The sequence below is a fragment of the Streptomyces coeruleorubidus genome, from assembly GCF_008705135.1.
Classification (GTDB): Bacteria; Actinomycetota; Actinomycetes; order Streptomycetales; family Streptomycetaceae; genus Streptomyces; species Streptomyces coeruleofuscus.
Window position 1 is genome coordinate 8342487 of record NZ_CP023694.1, and the last position, 20352, is coordinate 8362838.

Consider the following 20352-nt stretch of genomic DNA (forward strand, 5'->3'; position numbering starts at 1 on the left):
CATGCTTGTTATCACTGGGCTCCTCGCACACGCGCTCCTGATCGGCGGACCTGTGACTCGGGCACTGGCCGGGGCGAGCTGGGTCAGCCGCCACCCGCAGGCAGCCCTGCGCCTGTGGCACTCCTGCGCCCTGGGGCTGCTGGCATCGGTGAGCGGCGCCCTGGTCCTGGCCGCGCACGACCTGTGGGAACACGGCATGGTGTGGCTCTTCCACGCCGACAAACCGCTGATCCACGCCGCCTACGGCGGTGCCTGGCAGGCGAGAGGTATCACCGAGGCGGCACTGCTCGCCCTCCTTCTGGGCATGACGGGGTTGTCGTGGACCGCTGCGCGAAGGTCTCTGCGCGTGCGCCGCGCACGTGACCGCCACCGGCTGACAGCCGACGCCCAGGGCTCGCACGGCCGCGGCGACGACCCTGCGGTTCGCGTACTGGCGCATGCCGCCCCGGCCGCCTTCTGCATACCCGGACCGCCCGGTCGCTCCCGCATCGTCGTCACCACCGCGGCCCAGGACCTGCTCTCACCCGAGGAACTCGCCGCCACCCTCGAACACGAACGGGCCCACCTGCGACTGCGTCACCACCGGGCGATCCTCACCGCCGACGTCCTGACGGCGGCCCTCGGCTGGATGGGGCTGCTGCGCCCGTACGCGCACCAGGTACGCCGTCTCGCGGAGATGGCGGCCGACGACCAGGCGGCTCGCAAGCACGGGCGGCGCACCGTGGCCTCGGCCCTGCTGGAGATGTGCACAGCACCGGGGACGGCAGATCCCGCGCCGCCGGGCGCAGTCGCTATGACGGGTCCCGATCCGGCCGAGCGCATTCGCCGCCTGATCTCCGCCCCGCCCGCAGTACCGGGGCGGCTGTCACGGGCTCTGACGGGCACGGCGGCAGCCGTCGCTCTCGCAGTGCCCGTGCTGGTAGCGATGGCCCCGGCGGTGCTGCTCGCCAACACGGCGCACCTGCCGGGTACCGGGTAACGATCGGTCAGCCCCTTTGCCGCGGCGCCGCTTCTGCGGAGACCGCGTGGGCAAAGGGGCCGATCGGCATCCTTGCTGTTACTGCTGGGCGCCGGCCCGACGGCGTACGACGTAGGCGGCACCGCCCGCCACGATCAGGACCGCGGCGCCGATGCCGATCCACGCACCGGTCGAGAGGCCGCCGCCGTCCTCCTTCGCCTCGGCCTGGGCCGCCGGAGAGGACTCCGGCTCGGTCTCCGTGGGAGTGGGGGAGGGCGACGCCGGCCGGCTCTCGCTCGGGGACGGACTGGCGGGCTTCGCGCCGGGCGCGGCGGCCTTGAGTTCGAGGACCGGGGCCTCGTTGCCGTGGCCGTCGCCGCTGGGCTCACTCAGTTCGATCCAGCGGTCGATCCGTCCGTCGCTGTAGGTCTGCAGCGTCTTGAACGCCAGTTCCTTCGCGTCGGGCAGCTGCTTGACGACGACCGAGTGCTCGGCGTCCTCGCCGGCCTTCACGGCCGGGCCCTTGATGACGTAACCGTCGTCGCGGGCCGTGAACTTCCAGCCCTCGGGGCCCTTGTCGTAGGCCACGTCGGCGGATGCGATGCCCTTGGGCAGGACCACGCGCAGCTCGGTGATCCCCGCGTCGGCGGATTCCGACTCGGCGACGAAGGTCAGCTTGACGTTCTCGGCGAGGGCTTGGGCGTTGTCGGCCTCGACTTCCACATGGGCGGCGGCCGGGCCGGCGGTGAGGAGGACGGCGCCGGCGGTCGCGGCGGTCAGCAGGGCCAAGTGCCGGGCGGTGCCGTGCTTCTTCATGGCATGGAACATGGGTGTCTCCAGGCAGGGACGAGCGCGGGACGGCCGGTCGGGCGTCCCGCAGAGGTCAAATGGCGAGAGGGGTACCTGCCCGGGGCGGTCCCCTGCGTACCAGCACGTCTGCGAGCACTGCCCTCTTCAGAGGCGGCCCCTGCAGCCACGCCCCGATGACCGCCGGCGGCAACCGGTACCGCGCGGCTGCGAGGCGTTCCCTCAGCAGCGTCCGGACCGTGGCCATCCGGGCGCGGACCGCGTCGACCGCGGCCGTCATACCCCGTGCCAGTGACCAGCACACGGTGTCCGCCTGGTGCAGCAGCACAGCGACCAACACCGCCGAAGCCGCGTGTACGGCGGTCATCGCGAGCGAGCCGTGCAGCCGCTCGTGCCAGGCCGTGTGAGCGTCCGTCCCGTGATGGGCGTGCGCAGTCACGGACATAGTCGGGGCAGAGTGCGCGTGTGCCGTCGCCAGCCACAGATGCAGCGCGGACTGCGCCACACCGCACACCGCCACCACGGACATCAGAGAACGGGGACGCCGGGCCCCGGCCAGTCCCACGGCGAAGAGCACGGCGGCAGCGGCCGCGCTCTGCCGCCAGGGCGCCGGTCCTTCGGCGACCAGATGGTGCGCGGACACCCCGAGCACCGTGCCGACGAACGCGAACACAGCGGCCCGGAACACGGGCAGTGGCGCGCGAAACGTCGTACTCAGCTCGGTCATGGCACGCCCATCATCAGGCATGACCGAGCGTGGGCGGGGTGGGATCCCCAAAGAGACGGCTCGTCCGGATTGCCGCTTGCCTGGCTGACCCTTGGTGCCATGTCAGCCGAGGGCCGTCACCCCGGCCACCGCAAGACCGAGAACGGCGCAGACGCCGAGGACGCGCAGGACGCTCCACTTCAGTCCGAAGACCATGACCAGGGCGGCGCAGGTGATGGCCAAGGCGGTGGGCCGCACGGTGGACAGATCGGGGAGCTGGAGGTGCAGCGGCCCCCAGGTACGGTCGTCGACCTTCGCGAACCAGGTGTGGAGCGCGAAGTAGACGGCGAGATTGGCGATGACGCCGACAACGGCCGCCGTGATGCCCGTCAGCGCGGCGGACACAGACCGGTTCCCGCGTAGGCGCTCGATGTAGGGCGCGCCGAGGAAGATGAACAGGAAGCAGGGCACGAAGGTGACCCACGTGGTCAGCAGCGCGCCGAGCAGGGCAGCGGCCCAGGGGTTGAGGGCGCCAGGATCCCGGTAGGCGCCGAGGAAGGCCACGAACTGCACCACCATGATCAAAGGCCCTGGCGTGGTCTCCGCGAGAGCGAGGCCGCGGACCATCTCGCCCGCGCCGAGCCAGCCGTAGTGCTGGACCGCCTGCTGGGCTACGTAGGCGAGGACGGCGTAGGCGCCGCCGAAGGTGACCAGGGCGGTGCCGGAGAAGAACAGGCCCTGGGTGGTGAAGACACTTCCGGTGCCTGTGAGGACCGCCACTGCGGCGAGTGGCGCGCCCCACAACAACAGGCCGAGCCCGAGAATGCGCAACGCCCGATGACGGCTGGGGCGTTCGGCGTGCAACGCGTCGTCGGCGATCAGCGGTGGTGGGCCGTCGTCGGCGGTGTGCGCGGCGGCCGGGCGCAGGGTCTGCGGGGCGAGGCGGGCCAGCAGCCAGCCGATGAGCGCGGCCACCGCAACCACCAGCGGGAAGGGGACGGCGAACAGGGCGAGCGCGGCGAAGGATGCGACTGCGAGCGCGATGAGAGCGGGGTGGGTCAGGGACCGTCGGCCCACCCGCCACACCGCCTGGGCGACGATGACGACCACGGCCGGGGCGAGCCCGGCGAACAGCCCGGTGACGGCGGCGGTCGTGCCGAAGGCGACGTACAGCGCCGACAGCGCGAGCAGGGCGACGACGCCAGGCAGGACGAAGAGGGTGCCCGCGGCCAGGCCGCCTCGAGTACCGTTGAGCAACCAGCCGACGTAGATGGCGAGTTGCTGGGCCTCAGGACCCGGCAGCAGCATGCAGTAGCTCAGGGCGTGGTTGAACCGCTGCTGGCCGATCCACCGCTTCTCCTCCACCAGCGCGCGCTGCATCACCGCGATCTGCCCGGCCGGACCACCGAAGGTCTGCAGGGATATCGCGAACCAGGTGCGCACCGCCGTCCGGAAAGGCACGACATCACGTACGGCGGCGGACTCCGCCGTGGTCCCGGCCGTGGTCTCCGAGGCGCTCACGCGGGATCACGCCCGATCAGCGTGGCCCGGCGGTGGTACTCGTACAGCCCGTCGAAGAGGGGCCCGGTCAGTTCCAGGATCCGCTCGTCGTCGCAGATCATGGACAAGCCGCGCAGGGCGACGTCCAGGCCGGGCGCCTCGGGGGCGTCGTAGCGTTCGTCGTCGAGATCGGCCTCGTGCACGATCTCGGCCAGCTTCCACAGCACCGGATCGGTCAATTCGTACCGGCGCAGGATCGTCTCGAACGAGCAGTCCCCGCCGTGGTGACCGAGTTCCACGCCACGCATGTCGAACGGGGTCGCGCCTTCGGGGACTTGTGCTGGATCGGTGACGAAGACGAACTCCGCCTCCTTGTCGACGTGTCGGCGGATCAGCCAGGCGCAGGCGGCCCGGTCGATGTGGATGCCGGCGCGGGTCGCCCACTTCATGCTTTCTCCTCCTGAGGTGATTCGGTCTGCTCGGCCAGGGCGCGGACGGCGGCGTGCGCCAGGGCGCGTTCGGGCGGCGGGAAGAAGTCGCGCCGGCCGATGCGCCGCAACTCGGCGCGCAGCTTGCGCACGGCGGCTGCGGTGTTGGTGCCGTCTGCTGCCTGGTCGGCCTGGTCGATCACGGCCCGGTACTCGGCGGCCCTCGCCTCGGCCATGCCGGCGGCCAGCTCCCGTTCCTGGGCGAAGGCAGTCGGCCGGGCCAGCCAGATCGAGGCGGCGCCGCCGGCCTCGATCGCCTCGTCCGCGATCCACTCCAACTGCTCGCGCGTACGGGCATCGGCGGGCAGCGCCACCAGACCGTCGGAGAGCTGTGCGACCCCGAGCCGCTTCAGCTTGCGCCAGACAGCGATGCGGGGCGTGGAGGGCTCGCGGGGCATCCGATAGGACAGCAGGACCCATTCGCCTCGCTGGGCTGTGCCCGGGGGCTGGGACTGTGCGGTCATGACACAGGCACCTCCTTCACGCAGGCGTGTGTAACCACGGTTACATCGCTGATGGGTAGGAGGCGTCATGATCGGCTGGGGTCAGATCGGATACGGAGCCGCCCTGTCGGCCGTCTTCGCCGCTGTGCTGCTGGCCGCCGTCATCCGAGGCGGCCGCATCGCTGTGGTCGTCACGGGGGGCAATCGGCCCCGTCGCGGCGGGGCCGATTCTGTGGAACGTCATGCTCCGCGCCGCACACGGAAAACCGTTCTTCACCGATGCGCCGATCCCCGTGTTCCCGGGCAGTTGGCAAGACACCGGCTCCGGGGGTGTTCGCCCTCGCTGTGGCGGTGCTCGTATACGGCCTGGGTCCACTCGCTACAGAACTCGCACGCCGCGCCGTCGGATGTGCACTGCGCGCAGGTCTGGCGGCATTGCTCGCCGACGTCTACGTCTACGTATCAGGCAGCGACTGAGGACTGGTCGGCTGTAGGGGGTGGGATGCGGGAATGCCACTGTGGCGCCGCGGCGCGCTCCTGATGCGTCATGATGGTCCAGACATGTCGGCTCATCACGCACTCGTTCGCACCGCAGGCGGTACCGCCGCACGCGCGGTCGGGTTCGCGGTGGCCGGCGTCGCTCTGGCCGCTGGGCTGCATCACGCGACGACCGACTCGTCCATGTCCTGGCGAGCTCTTGTGCTGGCGGTCGTAGTTCTCGCTGGCTGCGCCGGTCCCGTCCTGCGGGCCGGAGCGAACGGCAGGAGCATGTTCGCCCTCGCTGCCGTCCAGGCGCTGCTGCCTCTCTGGCTGGAGTTCACCGACAGCGACATCGCGGCCCCGGCGCTCGACGGCCACGTCCGACTGCCCTCCGCCATCCACCACAACGCCCTCGCCATGGTGGCCCTGAACTTGGTGGCGGCCTTGGCTCTGACCCATGCCTTCCGCAGCGCCTCCGACCTGCCCGCACGTCTCACGTACGCCGTAGCCGCCACCGCCCATCGCTGGTGGGACTGCTTGCTGTACGTCATCGGGCTCGTCCTGCGCCTGACCGGTATGGCGCCTCCGCAGCCACCCCGGCCCCCTCTTCCCCCGGTGGCCCTCCCTCGGCCGCGCGCTCTCACGGTCCTGCTACACCGTGTGCAGCCCTGCGCGCCCTAGTACGGCGGTACTCCCCCCGTCACGTCAACGCGCCCGCACATGACCGCGGTGCGTCTTCCTCTTTGACACCGGAGTGACCGCTGTGTCCGCACATCTCATCGCGATGTGCCGGGCGGCTCAGAGCTGCCCGGCATCCACCGCTGACCACGCCCTGCGAGTTGAATCGAGCCATGCACCCGATTACTACGCTTCCGCTGCCGAAGGTGGCGGAATCATTGCCTTCGTCACGTCTGCCCAGAACATTCTTTGGGGCGTCGCCGGGCTGGTAGCGGCGAGTCTTCTGGTGTGGCAGCTATGGCCCGTGCGGCGCGACGAGGACGGAGAGCACAAGGAGACCGGGCAGCCCGAGCCGGCCTTGCGGGCGAATGACCCGCAGGCCGGCTTCAAGAGCAGGGGACAAGCCTCAGTGCCGCAGCCTCACCTTGCTGACCACTGCGACGCCGAGGGCGGCGAGGGCGATCTGGATGAGCCACTCGACCCAGTCGACACCCTTGGTGTCGGCGACGTCGAGGCCGGAGGCGATGCCGATGCCGATGAACGCGGCGGCGAGGCCGATCAGGATCGTCCAGTGGATGCCGACGCGCTGGCGCGCGGGGATGAGGAGTCGGCCGAGGAAACTGATCACGATGCCGATGACGATCGCGCTGATGGCACCTGAGATCTCCGTGACGGGTCCGGCATCCCTCGGTCGTTGGTGACGTTCGGGTGCTCGTTCGAAATGGGGTCGGCCCGTGGAGTGCGTGAGACGCCTGGCCGGGGCTTATGGCCTGCTGAAGGCGGCGTACGCGCTGCGCCACCGTCACCGGAGTGGTTGGATTCTCCGGCCGAGGAGTACGGCCGGCTCGTAAGACAGAGCACGTGCCAAAGGAGTCATGGTCGCCGCCACGGCGACGTTCCGAGATGTACGGGACGTTATGGACGCTGTCGTGATCGCCGCTGGCATAGCGCCCCGGCGTGTGCAAGCTCGGATGAGGCACGGCACTCGCGCCGAGACGCTGGACACATACGGCTTCGCTCTAGAAGTGGACTGGGAAAACGCACCGGATTCCTTCGATGAACTGTTCGGCATCCGTCTCCTGCGGGGCTGCATGAGGCGGCGTTGCTGCTGCGCTCACAGCGTAGGAGGCATGAGCTGCCATGATGCGTCCTCGCCTGCCCAACGGACTGAGCAAACGACCCCCGGGCTTAGCTGTCACAGCTTGGCCCTCGCAAGTGTGCACGCGATGTGCACGAGGCCCTGTGTGTCGGGGCTATCGCGCAGGTCAGCGCGGTGCCCAGACAACGCCAGAACATCCCGGCAGGACAGTTCGTTTGTGCCGGTGGCATCCTGGGCGTGACCTGCACCGCTGCTGACCTGGGCAATTGTGCTGGGGGTTGCGGAGTGCTTCCCTCCACTTCCCTGGTTTTCCCGGGAGTTCCCGGCGAAGTGTGCACTGGCACGAGGGGGCGGATGCGCGATGAGATGGCGGTAGGGGGCCGGCGGGTCCGGTCTGGGACGTCTGCGTTTGGCTGACACCGTGTGGCGGGGCGACCCTCGCGCCTGTTCCTCAGCGACCGGTGCTTAGCAGCCGGCAGGGGCACAGGAACCGTGAGTACTCGGCTCGACCCGCGGCGCGTCGACACCTCCCGCATCGGCGACATCGAGGTGGTGGCGACCTACGTCGACGGCCGCGACCGACGCGGCGCCGGATCCGAAAGCGGGGAAGGGAAGCCTTGAACACGGCCATGCCGCCCGCCGCACCGCCGTTGCCGCACACTCCTCGCACAGCGACCTCCGTCGTACGCCCCGCCCGCCCCGAGGACGCCGCCGCACTCGCCGCCCTGTCCCAACCCTTCGTCCGCTCGGGGGAGTTATGCCCGTGCCCCGCCTCCCTCTCCCTCTATGCAGCCCACGCGGCCGACTTCGTCGTGGCCGAGGACCCGACGGCACCATGGAGGGCTGCCTGGCCCTGCGCGTACACGCGGCCGACGCGGAGGGGGGTCGCGGTCCCGCGGGCGTCCTCTACAACTTCTGCGTGGCCCGGCACCGGCAGGGCAGCGGACTGGGAGGCCGGCTGCTGCCTGCCGCGGTGGCCAGGGCGCGCGCCCAGTCGGTGGGTTCCCTGTTCACCGCGACGGTCGGCAGCGGCAGCCTCTTCCTGCGGCACGGCTTCGCCCCGGCCGGCCTGCGCCTCGCGCCCGAGGCGTGGGCGACGTCCCTGGACCCGCGCCGCGGCGCACGTGTTTTCGCGCGAACCCTGTGACGGCGTGCGGACCCTCAGCGTGAGGTCCAGGTGATCGTGGACAGCGCCACAACATCCTTGCTGGTCTCAGAAGCAGGACTCAGGTCGAAGCGGCAGACCTTTCGTCGAGGAAATCGACGATGTGGCCGAACACGTCAAGGGCGGCACCACGGCCGATGAAAGGGTCGACGTGGCCGTAGCCCGGAATTTCGACGTACCGGACGTCGAGGTCCGGGTGACGGCTGGACAGGATGTCGTAGCACAGCTCGTTTGAATCGTGGAAGGTTTTGTTGTCACTGCCGGCGAGCAGCAAGACGGGACAGTCGATGCGGTCGGCGCTGTCCAGGGCGTTCTCCGGCAGTTGGTCGTAGCCTTGGCCGGCCGTGTTCCAGGGCATCGCCGTGTGGGCCAATTCCATGCGTCGCAGATGCGGCCCTATCCAGGTGGGCGCGGAACCGAACAGTTCGGCGAGCCGGTTGTGGGTTCGCTCGTGCAGGTTCTCGTGGACATAGAGTGACGCGCCGGTACCCCATGCGGAGTTGTGCAGGATATGGCAGGTGGGGTCGTCACAGTCGCCGGCCGAGAGGGAAGCCAGCGCGAACATCGGCGTGTAGCGCGAGCGGAAGCCCACCTTGGTGAAGTCGACCGGGAGGTGAGTCCAGCGGGAGCGGCCCCACTCCCCGCCGAGGTGGCCGAGCAGCCGGGACCTCGCGGAGTATTTCGGCGTCATGAACACACCCTGTGCCACCACTCCGGCGAGGCCTGGCACCAAGCCGCCGGTCATACTCAATGACAGCGACAGTGCTCCGAGACAGTGGGCGACCACGAAGAGCTGGCGCCGGCCGATCCGGTCGCGGATGTACGACACCGCTTCCGGGATGTCATAGAGCGCCACATCATCGAAGGTGTACCGGACGCGGCCCTCGTTGTGCGGCAAGCGGCAACTGCCCCGCCAGTCCAGCAGCCATGGTTCGTAGCCCGCGCTGAGCAGGACGTCCACGAGGTTGCGCGTCTCGGGGAGTACGAACATGTCGGCCGAAGCTGTGAGACCGTGCAGGAGCAGGACCGCGGGACGGTCCGTGCCGTTCTGATCGGTGGGGGTGTTGGCGATCAGCCGGGACAGGCCGAGTTCCGTGCCGTCGGATGCATGGAACGGGATCTGCTCAACGGTGACGCGATCCATCGGGGCATAGAGCGGTCGTAGTGTCATCGAAGGTGCTTCCTGTCCTTTTCCCACTGCTTGAGTTTGGCCTGGTACCTGTCCTTGTCGAGGTCGATGGCGTCCGGGCGCAGGTCGAGCAGTTCGGCGCCGGCGCGCAGCGTGGGCTCCAGCAGCCCCTGGCCCAACTGCGCGCTGAACCAGGTCAGCCAGGCGAGCTTGGCGATCCGCTGCTCCCGCATCGACAGATTCGGATTGACCCGGATACCGTCTATCTGCTCTCGCTTGTAGGACTTTTTGGGCACCCTCATCGTTCCGGCCAGGCTCGCCGGTTCGCCCTCGCGCCCGGCGCGGATGGTGAGAGTACGGGCCTGCTTCATGTAGTCGAAGCGGGCCCGGGCCGTCTTCCAGCCCTCCAGCCACCAGCCGTTTCCGTCGGAATCGCGCAGGGCCAGGCGGTAACGCAGCAGGGGGTGGTCCAGGCCGTGGCGGTGCGGCACTCCCTCGTGGGGACGGACCCAGATCTCGCCGTCATCCACGGTCAGCGGATCCGGGTGCAGCAAGGAGCAGGAGACCGTGCCGCGTACGTCGATCGTGCGGTGCTGCACGAGTTGGTACATGCTGGCGATCGACAGGGTCAGCGCGAAGCTGCAGTGAGTGTCAGGCTTGCCGTCGGCCGGGCCGACTTTGCCCCGCATCGTCTCCCGGAACCACAGGTGCGGTGGGTCGTCGCGATGGGGCAGGATCACCAGGCCGTCACGGGCCATTCGCTCGTAGCTCTTGAGCCGGGCCTGCGCGTCGTAGCGGGTGGGTGGTGGCAGTTTGTGCCGGGCGACGAACGCCTCGGTCCGCTCCCCTGTCGCCATGGGAGCTGTGACGCTCGCCTCGACGATCTTCTGGCCGGCAGGGTTGCGCAGCACCCGCGCCATGAATTCGAGTTCGGGAACCGGATCGCTCTCGCAGCGGGCCAGAAAGTCCTTGAGCCAGACATCCCACGCCATCACCCGCACATTCAGACCACCGAGTTCCTGATCGCGGACCATCTCGGTGAGAGTGTCCGGCCGTCCGGTGAGGTGGTAGTTCTGGCCCCAGCCGCTCGGCTCGCAGATCACAGCGGTCGCGACGCGGCTCACCCAGTCCACCGGGGCGGAGTTGGAATAGTTGATCTTGGGCGCGACGCGGTAACGGGAGATGGCGGAAAAGAGGCCCGTATTGATGTCGTGCGGGTTGTAGGCGCCGGTGCGGGTGTGGCCGACGATGCCGCCCGGGCGCAGAAATGTTGCCTTCAGGCCACGGTCGCGGGCGCGCCTGAGGGCTGCCTCGGCCGCCCACTTCGACTTGTCATACCCAGCCGTCAGCCGGTCCACATGTGCCACCGGATCGTCTTCACCCATCGAGGCGATGCCGATCTCATTGAACACGGCGATGGACGAAATGTGGTGCAGCGGTTTGGGCCGTCCGGTCATCGCGAGTTCGGCGAGGGTCAGCACGCCGAGGACATTGGTCCGGCGCAGCGACGGGTAGCCGCGCAGGAAGTCCACGGCCGCCGCCACGCTGACAACCGAGTCGAGCTCGTTCGCCAGCAGTTCCCACTGTTCGTCCGTCAGGCCGAGTCGGGGCCGGCGCAGGTCGCCGGGGAGGACCGTGACCCGTCGTCGGATCTCGGCCGACCACGGAAGGGAGAAACCGGCGAGGCCCTCGGCGAGTCGCCGTTCCGCATCCTGCACGGTGTCCCCGCGCACCAGGCAGACGACATGTGCGTCGCTGTGCCGCAGCAGGTCGAGCAGCATGTGGCCCCCCAGGAAGCCGGTGACACCGGTCAGCAGGACACGGCGGGGCGGGACCGGTTCCGGGTCGCCGCACCAGGGAAGCTGGTCCGCACGCGCGAGGTCGGCCATGATGAGGGCCAGGTCCTCGGCATGGTCGTCGAGCACAGGGAGCGTCTCGTCCGGCGTGACGGTCTCGGTCGGCATGATGTCGGTGCCCTGCGATGCCGTCGTGGTGGCGGACGGCGCGGAGGCTACCGGAAGCTCAGGGGCTCCGGTGGCGGCGGGCGCCACAGGGGCTCCGGTGGCGGCGGGCGCCTCGGGCAGTGGGCGTTTCGTCGGACTGCCCAGCCAGCGTTGAGCGAGGCGCCGGGGCCTGGCGTCGGCGAAGACGTCGTCCAGACTGAGTCTGACGTTGAGCTCACGGTCGAGCACGGCGACGAGTCGAACGGCGTCCACCGAGGTGGCACCGGCGTCGAAGAGATCGGTCTCGGTGTCGATCTCCTTGATGTCCAGCAGGGCGGCTGCCTTCGAGACGATGGCCTTGGCAAGTTGTTCGAGACCCCAGGCCGGTGTGCCGCTGACCGGGCCCTGCGGGGCGTTCGTGCTGTCCACCGACTGCCGTGGCGAGGGCGGCGGCTGAAAACGCGCCAGCAGACCGGCGATCGCGGCGGACCCGCGCGGACCGCTTTCGATCAGTTCTCCCTCGTGCTGCCGGTCCACCTCGTGATGGCGCGCCGGTACGTCGCCACCTGTCTCAGGGCTGGGATTCATGCGGTTGTCTCCACGCTTTCGTCTGTTGTGGTGTCCCATGAGCGGAAGTCCCGGAGCCGGTCCACGAGGACAACTGCCTCCAGGCGCGGTGCCTCTGGGGCCCCGCCGCCCAAGGCGGCCACGAGCCGGCGTACGGGGATATTGCGGGGCGTATGCTCGGCGATCAGGCGCACGGCCGGGCAGCCCAAGGCTTCGGCTCGGTCTGCCAGCCAGCCGAGAACCCGTTCCTCGGCACCGCGGCCGAGCACCCGGCAGCTCATCATCCAGCCCAGGACCTCGAGCGTCTCGCCATCGGGACGGATCACGACGACGGCGACCTGCCCGTATTCGCCGAACCTGTCCCGCGCCCGTACGGTCCACACCTCGCCGTCCTGCTGCCAGCCCGTCAGCTCCGCCTCGCCCACCGTCGCGGGGCGGAGATTGAACTGGTTGGTGCGCCGGGCCAGTTGGACGGAACGTTCCATCGTGTTGGCGCTGAGCAGCTGAAAGTCCATTTCCAGGTCCAGCCGCTCCAGGAAGTCGGCGAACGTGGTTCGGGAACGTGCTTCCTCACGCACCTTGTCCTGCCGGTAGAAGTCCGCCCGGGCGGCGTCTTCTTGTGTCGCCGCGCGTGGAACGACCGGCCAGAGCCTGGTAAGGAAGTCCGGCAGGCCTTCTCCGGGCGGGCAGGTCACGCAGAGCACCTCGGGCAGAGCTGCCCTCATCCTGGCGATCTCGGCCGCGTTGTCGTCGAGGAACATGAACGTGTCCAGCCCGAGCCCGAGTTCCTCCGCCGCCGCCTTGAGGCGCTCGGGCTTCGGTGTCCAGCCGGCGGAGACCACACTGAAGTGCTCAGCGCGAAGCAGACTGTCGGGCCGGTCCAGTACGGCACGTACGGTGGCCTCGTCGTTGTTGGAGACCAGCACCAGCAGAACACCTGCGGCACGCCACTGCAGCAGTCGGCGGGCAAGCTGGGCACGGGCCCCCACGAGGCCCACGTGCTCCGGCCCGTCCTCCCCTGCGATGCCGTCCCAGAGAGTCTCGTCGCCGTCCACCGCGATCACCTTGGGCGGGGTGCGGCGGGAGGCCTGCACCAGTTCGGCGAGGGCAAGCGCCACTGCGGCCTGGAACTCCGTCCGGAACGGCAGGTGCGCCAGTGCGTCCGTCTCGGCGTCGAACGGGTCGGCGAAATCATCGCCGCTGAAGGTCTCCGGCCCTATGACCGCGATGCCGGCCTGATCCCGGAGCCGGGAACTCACCTGCTCCTCCCAGTCATGGAGCCTCCCTTCGGTCGAGTGGGCGGGAAGAAAGGCGACGATCACGGGCTTCCCCGTGCGTTCGGCCAACGAGCGCAGGGCTGCCGGATACTCCTCGCCCAGTTCGGCCAGCAACTCGTCGCTGATGTCGCCGTAACGCCCCAGGTCGGCGGCGCGCAGCAGGACGACGGCTGCTGCGGCCGACGGATCGGAGAGAACACCGGACGGGTCGTGCAGGGCGGCCAGAACCTGGTGATACGGACCTTCGGCGACAGTGAGTCCCGTGCCCTCCAGGGCGAGGCCGAGCAGCGCGGAGAGGTTGCCCAGAGCAAAGGTGGCTGCCAGGGCGACGGATCGGGGTGCCGATGAGCGCGACGGGGGTGCGGGCACCGGGAGAGCGCCCACTGTGCCCGTGCCTGCTTGGCCGATCACCTCGGCGATCAGCCGGAGGAAGTCCCGGCCGAACCGGGCGCAGCTGGCGCTGTCGAGGATGTCCAGGTTGTAGTCGAGTCGCATCTGACCCAGATCCGGTGACACGCTGATCATCAGATCGAGGTCGGAGTGGCCGGTGCCCGCGGGGAGCATCTCCAGTCCGGGCAGTTTCAGGCCGCGCGGAGGAAGGTAGTTGAAGTAAACCTCGACCAATGGCGCGTCGTTGCGATACAGCCCCTCCGCCACCAGCGTGGACATGGTGTCCGAGAAGGAAATGCCCTTCTCCAGATGCACGCCCAGACGGTCGTCGGTCCGGCGCAACACCTCGGCCACCGACTCGCCCGGGGAGGCCTCGGCGGGGAACGGGATCGGAACGCCGAAGAACCCGACCGCGTCGAGCGCTTCTGCGTGCATCCGGGTGTCCACCGGAACCGCCAGCACGAACCGGCTGCGCTCCCGCAGACGGGCGAGGAACATGGTCAGCGTGCCCAGCCAGAAGGCGGCCGGGGTGATCCCAAGCCCTCTTGCCTCGGTTCCGACCCGCTCCGAGAGCCCGGCGGGGACCTCCACCAGCTCGGTCGCCGCACGGTACGACCGTGCCGCAGGGCGGGGCTTGGCGAGGGTCAGATCCAGCCTGCGGACCCCGGAGAACCACTCACGCGGCTGCGCCGAAGAGGCCTCCTGGCCGTCCGTCTCCTCTCGCGCCGGCTGTGCCCGCATCAGACCGTCGATATCGTCCAAGGAGGGAGCGGACGACAGATGCTCACCCGTGAGTTCAGCGCCGATCTCTGCTGCCACCAGCGCGAGTGAGGACAGATCGGACACCGCGTGGTGCGCACCGTAGAGCAGTACCTGCTTCCCCGACGGGTAGTCCAGCAGCTCGAACCGCCACAGCGGCGCCACGGCAAGCTCGAACGGTGGTTCCAGCAGCTCGCGCAGCCGCTGGTCCGCGTCCGTGTCCTCGTCGACGGGCGACCATCGCAGCAAGGTTCCGGGCAGGCTCTGCCCGACCTCCAGCTGGAGGCCGTGCTCAGGGTCTGCGACGATCGCCGTCCGCAAGGCCGCGTGCCGGGCGGCGAGGTTGTCCAGTGTTCCGGTCAGCCGTTCCCGGCTGACCGGAGTGGCGAGCTGCACGGCGGAGCCGATGTTGTGGGTGACCCCTGGGGTGCCCAGCTGCTCCGTGCGCAACAGCCGTATGACGTCACGGGTCGCCGGGTACCGCACGGTTCCGTCGGTGCCCGGCACGACAAGCGGCTCGAAGCCTTCCTGGCGCGTGCCCCTCCCGGACGCCACAAGCGGTTCCCTGGCCTCCGCGTCGGTCCGGCCGTCGAGGATCCAGTCCACGATGTCCATGACACTCGCCCCGTCGAGCAGCGCCGCCACCGGCAGTACCCGTCCGAACTCAGCCTCCACCAGACCTCGGGTGCGCATGGCCGTCACCGAGTCGATACCGAGGTTGGTGAGCGGGGTCGAGACGTTCAGCCGGCCGGCGTCGAAGCCCAGCAGTTCCGCGACATGGTGCCGTATCCGGTCCAGCACCTGCATCCGGGTGTCGGCATCCCCGGTCCGGGGGGCGTGCCGCCTCAGCTCCTGCGCCATGTCGGCGAGCCGTGACGCGTTGAAGACCGCTTGCTCCGGCAGCTCCACGCCTGTCTGCTCCTTGAGCAGGGTGACCAGGCGGGTGGCCAGCAGCGCGTTGCCGCCGAGCGCGAAGAAATCGCTGTGCCCGACCAGCCCATCGGCCTCGATCCGGAGGACGTCGGCCCACACTCCGGCCATGGTGCGTTCGGCGTCGGCGGGCGCGGCAAGGTCGCGAGGCGGGTTGGGAGGCGCAGTCTCGGCCGCGGGGGCCTGCGCGGGCAGCCGGGGTGCACGGCCGACCCAGTAGCTGCCCGGCTCGAACGCGGTCGCCGGGAGCGGTGCCATGCGGCGCGGCCCGGCGTGGAGGCCGTGCCACGGTACCCGCGCACCGCGCACCCACAGTTCGGCGAGCTGCTCCAGGACGTGGTCCTCGACGAGATCGGCGAGGAAGGAATCCCCCCGGGCACCGGTCAGGACAGCGGTCAGGGGCCCGGCGTCCTCCTCGGTGTTGCCGCGATGCGAGGTCGCGCCGCCCGCCGTGGCGGCCGCGCCGTCGCCCAGGTGCTGTTCGAGGGCCTGCGCGAGCTGCTCGCGGTCGGCGGCGACGAGGGCGAGCCGCTCGGGCAGGTGCTCGCGGCAGAGTTGGGACGTGTAGGCGATGTCGGCCAGACTCGCCGTGTCGTCGCCTTCGAGGAAGGCGTGCAGGCGGCGTGCGGCGATGTGGAGGCGTTCGGGGGTGCGGGCGGAGACCAGGACGACTTGAGGTGTGGGGTCGGGGGTGCTCTGGTCGGGGTGAGGGGTTGCCGGTGGTGCTTCGATGATCATGCTGATGTGGCTGCCGCCGGCTGCGACGGAGTTGATCAGGGCGCGGCGGGGTGTGGTGCCGCGTGGTTGCCAGTGTGTGAGGTGGTCGGTGAGTTGGAGGGGTGAGCCGTTGAGGTCGAGGTGGGGGTTGGGGGTGCCGGTGTCGAGGAGTGGTGTGATCTGGTGGTGTTGGAGCTGGAGGACGACTTTGGTGAGCTGGGCGATGCCGGAGGCGGCTTCGGGGTGGCCGAGGTTGGATTTGACGGTGCCGACGTGGACGGTGCCGCCGGCGTCGGTGAACACTTCGCGCAGGGCGCGTAGTTCGACTTCGTCGGAGAATGCGGTGCCGTTGGCGGCGGCTTCGATGTAGCCGATGTCGGCGGGTGTGGTGCCGGCGCGTTGCAGTGCCCGGCGCATGGTGGTGACCTGGGTGCGGTGGCTGGGTGTCATGAAGCCGTTTGAGCGGCCGCTGTGCTGGGAGGCGGTGCTTTTGATGACGGCGAGGACGGTGTCGCCGTCGCGCTGGGCCGTCTGCAGTGGTTTGAGGAGGACGGCGCCGACCGCTTCGGCGGGCAGGTAGCCGTCGCCGTCGCGGAAGCTGCGGCTGCCGGGGTGGGTGCCGAGCAGCTGCATCTGTGAGAGCGCGAGGTATTTGTCCTCGTTGACGGTCAGGTTGATGCCGCCGGCGACGGCGAGTTCGCATTCGCCGCGCAGCAGGTCGGCGCAGGCCAGGTGGATGGCCATCGCCGAGGAGGTGCACATGCTGTCCACGGCCAGGCTGGGGCCTTCGAGGCCGAAGAAGTGGGAGACGCGGTTGGCGATGAGGTTGTAGGAGGCGGACGAGGTGAGCGCCGAGAGGGCGGGGTCCTGTGCGGGGTCGGCCCGGTACATCTGGTAGGCGGCGCCGACGTAGACGCCGACGCGCCGGCCGTAGCGGCGCTCGATCACCTCCTGGGTGAGGCCGCCCTGTTCGAGCAGGTGCCACACGGTCTCCAGGAACAGCCGCTGCTGCGGGTCCATCGCGGCGGCCTGGCGGGGCGAGATACCGAAGTGCAGCGGGTCGAAGCGGTCGATGCCGTCCAGGAACGCGCCCCACTGGGCCTGGCCGCCGCTCTTCCAGCGGTCGTCGGGGACCTCGGTGACGCAGTCGCGGCCCTCACGCAGCACCGCCCACAACGCGTCCAGATCGTCGGCGTGCGGGTAGCGTCCGCCGATCCCGATGATGGCGATGTCCTGACCCACCGACGGCGAGAGCGAGGGCGAGGGCGGGAGCGGGGCCGGGACGGTGGCAAAGGTGTCCGCCCGGGCCGGCTCCGGCACAGCGGCACGGGCCCGCACGGGGGGCTGGGACGCACTCGCGCCGATCAGGGTGCGCAGCGCCTGCGGGTGGTCGGCGGCGAGGTGGGCGGCCAGAGCGCGCACCGTCTGCACCTCGAACAGCAGCGTGCGCGACAACGGCCCGAAGACGTCCTCCAGCGGCTCCAGCATGGCCACGGCCAGCACCGAGTCCATGCCATAACGCTCCAGCGGCGTATCGGGATCAAGACGTCCAGGAGACAGCTTCAGAGCAGAAGCCAGCACCCGTCTGAGATGGGCCACAGCACGATCCACGACCAACCCCGCCCCCTCACCACCGACCACCGCAGCGGGCACGGAGTCCCGCAGATGGCGTGTGGACAGGCCGGTCAGCTCCACGCACACACGGCCCCGTTCGTCCACGACGGTGACGTCCAGCCGCGCCGCTGTGGTCTCCACGGCGCCACCGGGCCGGTGGCGGATCCACGCGTACGCGGTGGTGGGGGTGGCGGCGACGGCTTCGGCGCGTTCGAGGGCGAACGGCAGCGCGAGGCCGGGCGACCGGCCATCGGCCGTCTCAGCCGGCCACAATCCCACGGTGGCCTGGAGGGCGCCGTCGAGGATGCTCGGGTGCATCAGACCCGCGGCGCCGAGAGGCTCCGCCTCGGGCGGCAGGCGCAGTTCGGCCAGGGCCTGGGGGCGCCCGTCGGGGTCGGTGCCGACGTGCAGCCGAGCGACCGACCGCTGGGAGGGGCCATAGACCATTCCCGTGCCGTCGTAGAGCCCATAGATGTGCTCGCCGGTGTGGACGGCATCGGCGCAGGCGGCACGCAGGTCGTCAAGGAGGAGCGGGAGCTGCGAGGCGTCCTGGGCGAGGGCCGCGCGCCCCTGGCTGCACAGGGTGGTGTCACCTCGTTGGTCCACGCTGTGGATCTCGTACGTGCAGCCGCCCGCAGCGGTTGTGCACACGCGCACCCGCAGCACGAGTCCGTCGGGACCGCAGAGGGCGGGCCGCAGCCACGCCACGTCGGTGAGCCGGACGGCGGCGGCGTCGCCCTTCCCCAGCGCCTTCGCGGCAGCCACCCGGGCCATCTCCAGATGAGCGACGCCAGGCAGAACCTTCCCGCCGTGCACCCGGTGGTCGCGCAGGCAGGGCTCGTCACCGGTGAAGCGTGTTTCGTACGTCGTGCCGTCGCCGTCGCCGGGGACGGTCCGGTGGAGCAGCGGATGGGGCTGTGCTGTCAGGGGAGCCGTGGGGGAGGCGGTCGCCGGGATCTGCGCGGGCACTTGCGACTCCAACCACACCGCCAACTCCGCGACCGTCCGATGCTCGAACATCACCGTCGGCGACAACTCCACCGACAGCCGCTCCTCCAAGGCCGCGACCAACGACAACAGGTCGGCCGACGCCAACCCCAACTCGTAGTAGCCGAGCTCGACATCCACCCGATCCGCAGCCACCTCCAGCCGGGCAGCCACCAGTCCCCGCACCATCTCCACGAGGGCACCGCCCCCAGCCGAAGCAGCCGCCACAGGCGCCGCAGGGACCGGTACCGGCAGCGTGGAGGTGTCGCCGCGGACGTCGAGGGACGCCTCGGCGCGGACCCGCTTGGCCACGAACCGGCCCACCTCGGCGACCTTCGCGCCGGTGGCGTCGTAGAACTCCACGCGGAGCCGTATGAGTTCCTCGTCCCGGCGTACGGAGTCGGCGGGGACGCGGACGTAGCAGCGGTTCCCCAGTGGTCCGGTGGCGCGGAACCGCTCGAACATGAGCGGCAGGTAGAGTCCGGGCCCGTCGTCGTCGTACAGCATGCCGATGGCCACACCACCGCCGAGGAGGCCTGCCTCGAACAGGGCCGGGTGGAAGAGGAACGCGGGGTCGGTCCCCTGGTGTTCGGGGGCGAGCTCCACTTCTGCGATCCAGTCGCCGGTCCGGTGATGGATCACTCCGCTGATCTTCATCAGGCCGGAGTGGACCAGGTCGTACTCGCGGCACCAGCTGTAGATCTCATCGAGTGTGGTACGCCGGGCAGCCCCGTCGACGGGCAGCGGAAGCCGTTCGGGGAAGGCGGCGGAGGCGCAGCGGCGCACGGTCGCGACGGCGTGCAGAACGTCGACGGTGTCCTCGGGGTGCCGGCTGCGGACCTCGACACGCCAGCCGCCGTCCGGCCCCGGACGTCCCTCGACGGTGGTGAGGGCAGGCGTGGCGGACCCGACGACGAGCGGAGCAAGGATCGTGAGGTTGCGTAACTCCACGTCTCGCACCGGGTGGCCATGCCGAGCGAGGACCTGGAGGACCAGGTCCACGTAACCGACTCCGGGCAGGAGGCTGCGTCCGTGGACGACGTGCCCGTGCAGCAGCGGGTTGTCGGCGGTGACAGTGAAGGTCTCGCTGAACATGGTGGATTCGGTCATCGGTGTCCGTCCGAGAAGGAGCATCAGGCCGGCGGATAGGCCCGGTAGGGGCACGGCCGGTGGAAACAGCCGGAGTTGCGCCACGGTGAACTGCCGAGCGCTGGCGCACGCGTATGCGGTTTGGAAACGAACCGCGCTGCGGGGCTGGAGGGCAGTGTGTTCAGTGCAGGACGACGGCGGGCAGGGAAAGTCCGTCGGGGATCAGTCAGCGTCTCGTGACGCGACGGACCAGGCTCCCGCCGGTTGTTGGAGCGGGTGCCAGGAATCGCGAGAGAAGTCTCCCGTCAGGTCCGGTGACGATGCGCGTCGAATCCTGAAGGCGCCACTGAAGAAAGTGGATGCTCAGTGGAGTGCAACGAAGTGGCCCCGGAAAAGGCTTGACCGCCGTGTGCCGAGCCGGCTGACCTGGCGCGTCTGAACGACGATCTCACTCAGGATGGGCAGCGCCCCGGGAAGCAGAAGTTGAATGGTGAGTTTGTTACACGAGCCAGAGCGGAAGTTCACCACTCACGCTCACACTCACACAACCCCTGATTGTCCTCGACCATCATGGTTGGATTCACCCCCCGAGAGTTTCGCAACCTTGATCGAATGCGAAGGGAGCT

At 69.7% G+C, this 20352-nt stretch carries 13 protein-coding genes; 4 read left to right on the forward strand and 9 right to left on the reverse strand.

Going from position 1 to position 20352, the window contains the following annotated elements; translation table 11 throughout:
- Position 1 precedes the first annotated feature (1 nt).
- Positions 2–979 (forward strand): M56 family metallopeptidase, encoded by a 978-nt coding sequence (locus CP976_RS38300; protein ID WP_150484461.1) that lies wholly within the window; start codon positions 2–4, stop codon positions 977–979.
- Between the two features lie 78 nt (positions 980–1057).
- Here CP976_RS38300 and CP976_RS38305 read toward each other — a convergent pair whose 3' ends face one another.
- The 5 genes from CP976_RS38305 to CP976_RS38325 form a co-directional block, all read right to left on the reverse strand.
- Complete coding sequence (locus tag CP976_RS38305) at positions 1058–1786, reverse strand: DUF1775 domain-containing protein (protein WP_229876677.1); 729 nt, start codon at positions 1784–1786, stop codon at positions 1058–1060.
- 55 nt (positions 1787–1841) lie between these two features.
- The gene (locus CP976_RS38310) at positions 1842–2492 is read right to left on the reverse strand and encodes a hypothetical protein (protein ID WP_150484462.1); all 651 of its coding nucleotides are present in this window, start codon (positions 2490–2492) and stop codon (positions 1842–1844) included.
- Between the two features lie 102 nt (positions 2493–2594).
- Entirely contained in the window at positions 2595–3992 is a 1398-nt protein-coding gene (chrA, locus tag CP976_RS38315) for a chromate efflux transporter (protein ID WP_150484463.1), read from the reverse strand.
- Positions 3989–4420: a chromate resistance protein ChrB domain-containing protein gene (locus CP976_RS38320; RefSeq protein ID WP_150484464.1), complete on the reverse strand. Its 432-nt coding sequence runs from the start codon at positions 4418–4420 to the stop codon at positions 3989–3991. The genes chrA and CP976_RS38320 overlap by 4 nt, the downstream gene beginning before the upstream one ends.
- Positions 4417–4923, reverse strand: coding sequence for a Chromate resistance protein ChrB (locus CP976_RS38325; protein ID WP_150484465.1), 507 nt, complete (start codon positions 4921–4923; stop codon positions 4417–4419). The genes CP976_RS38320 and CP976_RS38325 overlap by 4 nt, the downstream gene beginning before the upstream one ends.
- A gap of 747 nt (positions 4924–5670) precedes the next feature.
- On the opposite strand from CP976_RS38325, the gene CP976_RS38335 reads away from it, so the two are divergent.
- Positions 5671–6063, forward strand: coding sequence for a hypothetical protein (locus tag CP976_RS38335; RefSeq protein ID WP_150484466.1), 393 nt, complete (start codon positions 5671–5673; stop codon positions 6061–6063).
- A 403-nt stretch (positions 6064–6466) separates the two neighbouring features.
- Here CP976_RS38335 and CP976_RS38340 read toward each other — a convergent pair whose 3' ends face one another.
- Positions 6467–6688, reverse strand: a complete 222-nt coding sequence (locus CP976_RS38340; protein ID WP_229876675.1) for a GlsB/YeaQ/YmgE family stress response membrane protein — start codon at positions 6686–6688, stop codon at positions 6467–6469.
- A gap of 963 nt (positions 6689–7651) precedes the next feature.
- On the opposite strand from CP976_RS38340, the gene CP976_RS44395 reads away from it, so the two are divergent.
- Both CP976_RS44395 and CP976_RS44740 read left to right on the forward strand, forming a co-directional pair.
- Positions 7652–7780 carry a hypothetical protein gene (locus tag CP976_RS44395; protein ID WP_268250170.1) on the forward strand — a complete coding sequence of 43 codons (129 nt, stop codon included), beginning with the start codon at positions 7652–7654 and terminating at the stop codon, positions 7778–7780.
- A gap of 214 nt (positions 7781–7994) precedes the next feature.
- Entirely contained in the window at positions 7995–8306 is a 312-nt protein-coding gene (locus tag CP976_RS44740) for a GNAT family N-acetyltransferase (RefSeq protein ID WP_373304946.1), read from the forward strand.
- A 79-nt stretch (positions 8307–8385) separates the two neighbouring features.
- On the opposite strand, the gene CP976_RS38350 is transcribed toward CP976_RS44740, so the two are convergent.
- Genes CP976_RS38350 through CP976_RS38360 form a run of 3 tightly spaced genes read right to left on the reverse strand, consistent with a single transcriptional unit; the run spans position 8386 to position 19747 of the window.
- Entirely contained in the window at positions 8386–9468 is a 1083-nt protein-coding gene (locus CP976_RS38350) for an alpha/beta fold hydrolase (RefSeq protein ID WP_229876673.1), read from the reverse strand.
- Positions 9469–9491: 23 nt separating this feature from the next.
- The gene (locus CP976_RS38355; protein ID WP_150484469.1) at positions 9492–11984 is read right to left on the reverse strand and encodes a thioester reductase domain-containing protein; all 2493 of its coding nucleotides are present in this window, start codon (positions 11982–11984) and stop codon (positions 9492–9494) included.
- On the reverse strand, positions 11981–19747 hold the full coding sequence (locus tag CP976_RS38360) for an HAD-IIIC family phosphatase (protein WP_150484470.1): 7767 nt from the start codon (positions 19745–19747) through the stop codon (positions 11981–11983). The genes CP976_RS38355 and CP976_RS38360 overlap by 4 nt, the downstream gene beginning before the upstream one ends.
- Positions 19748–20352 lie beyond the last annotated feature (605 nt).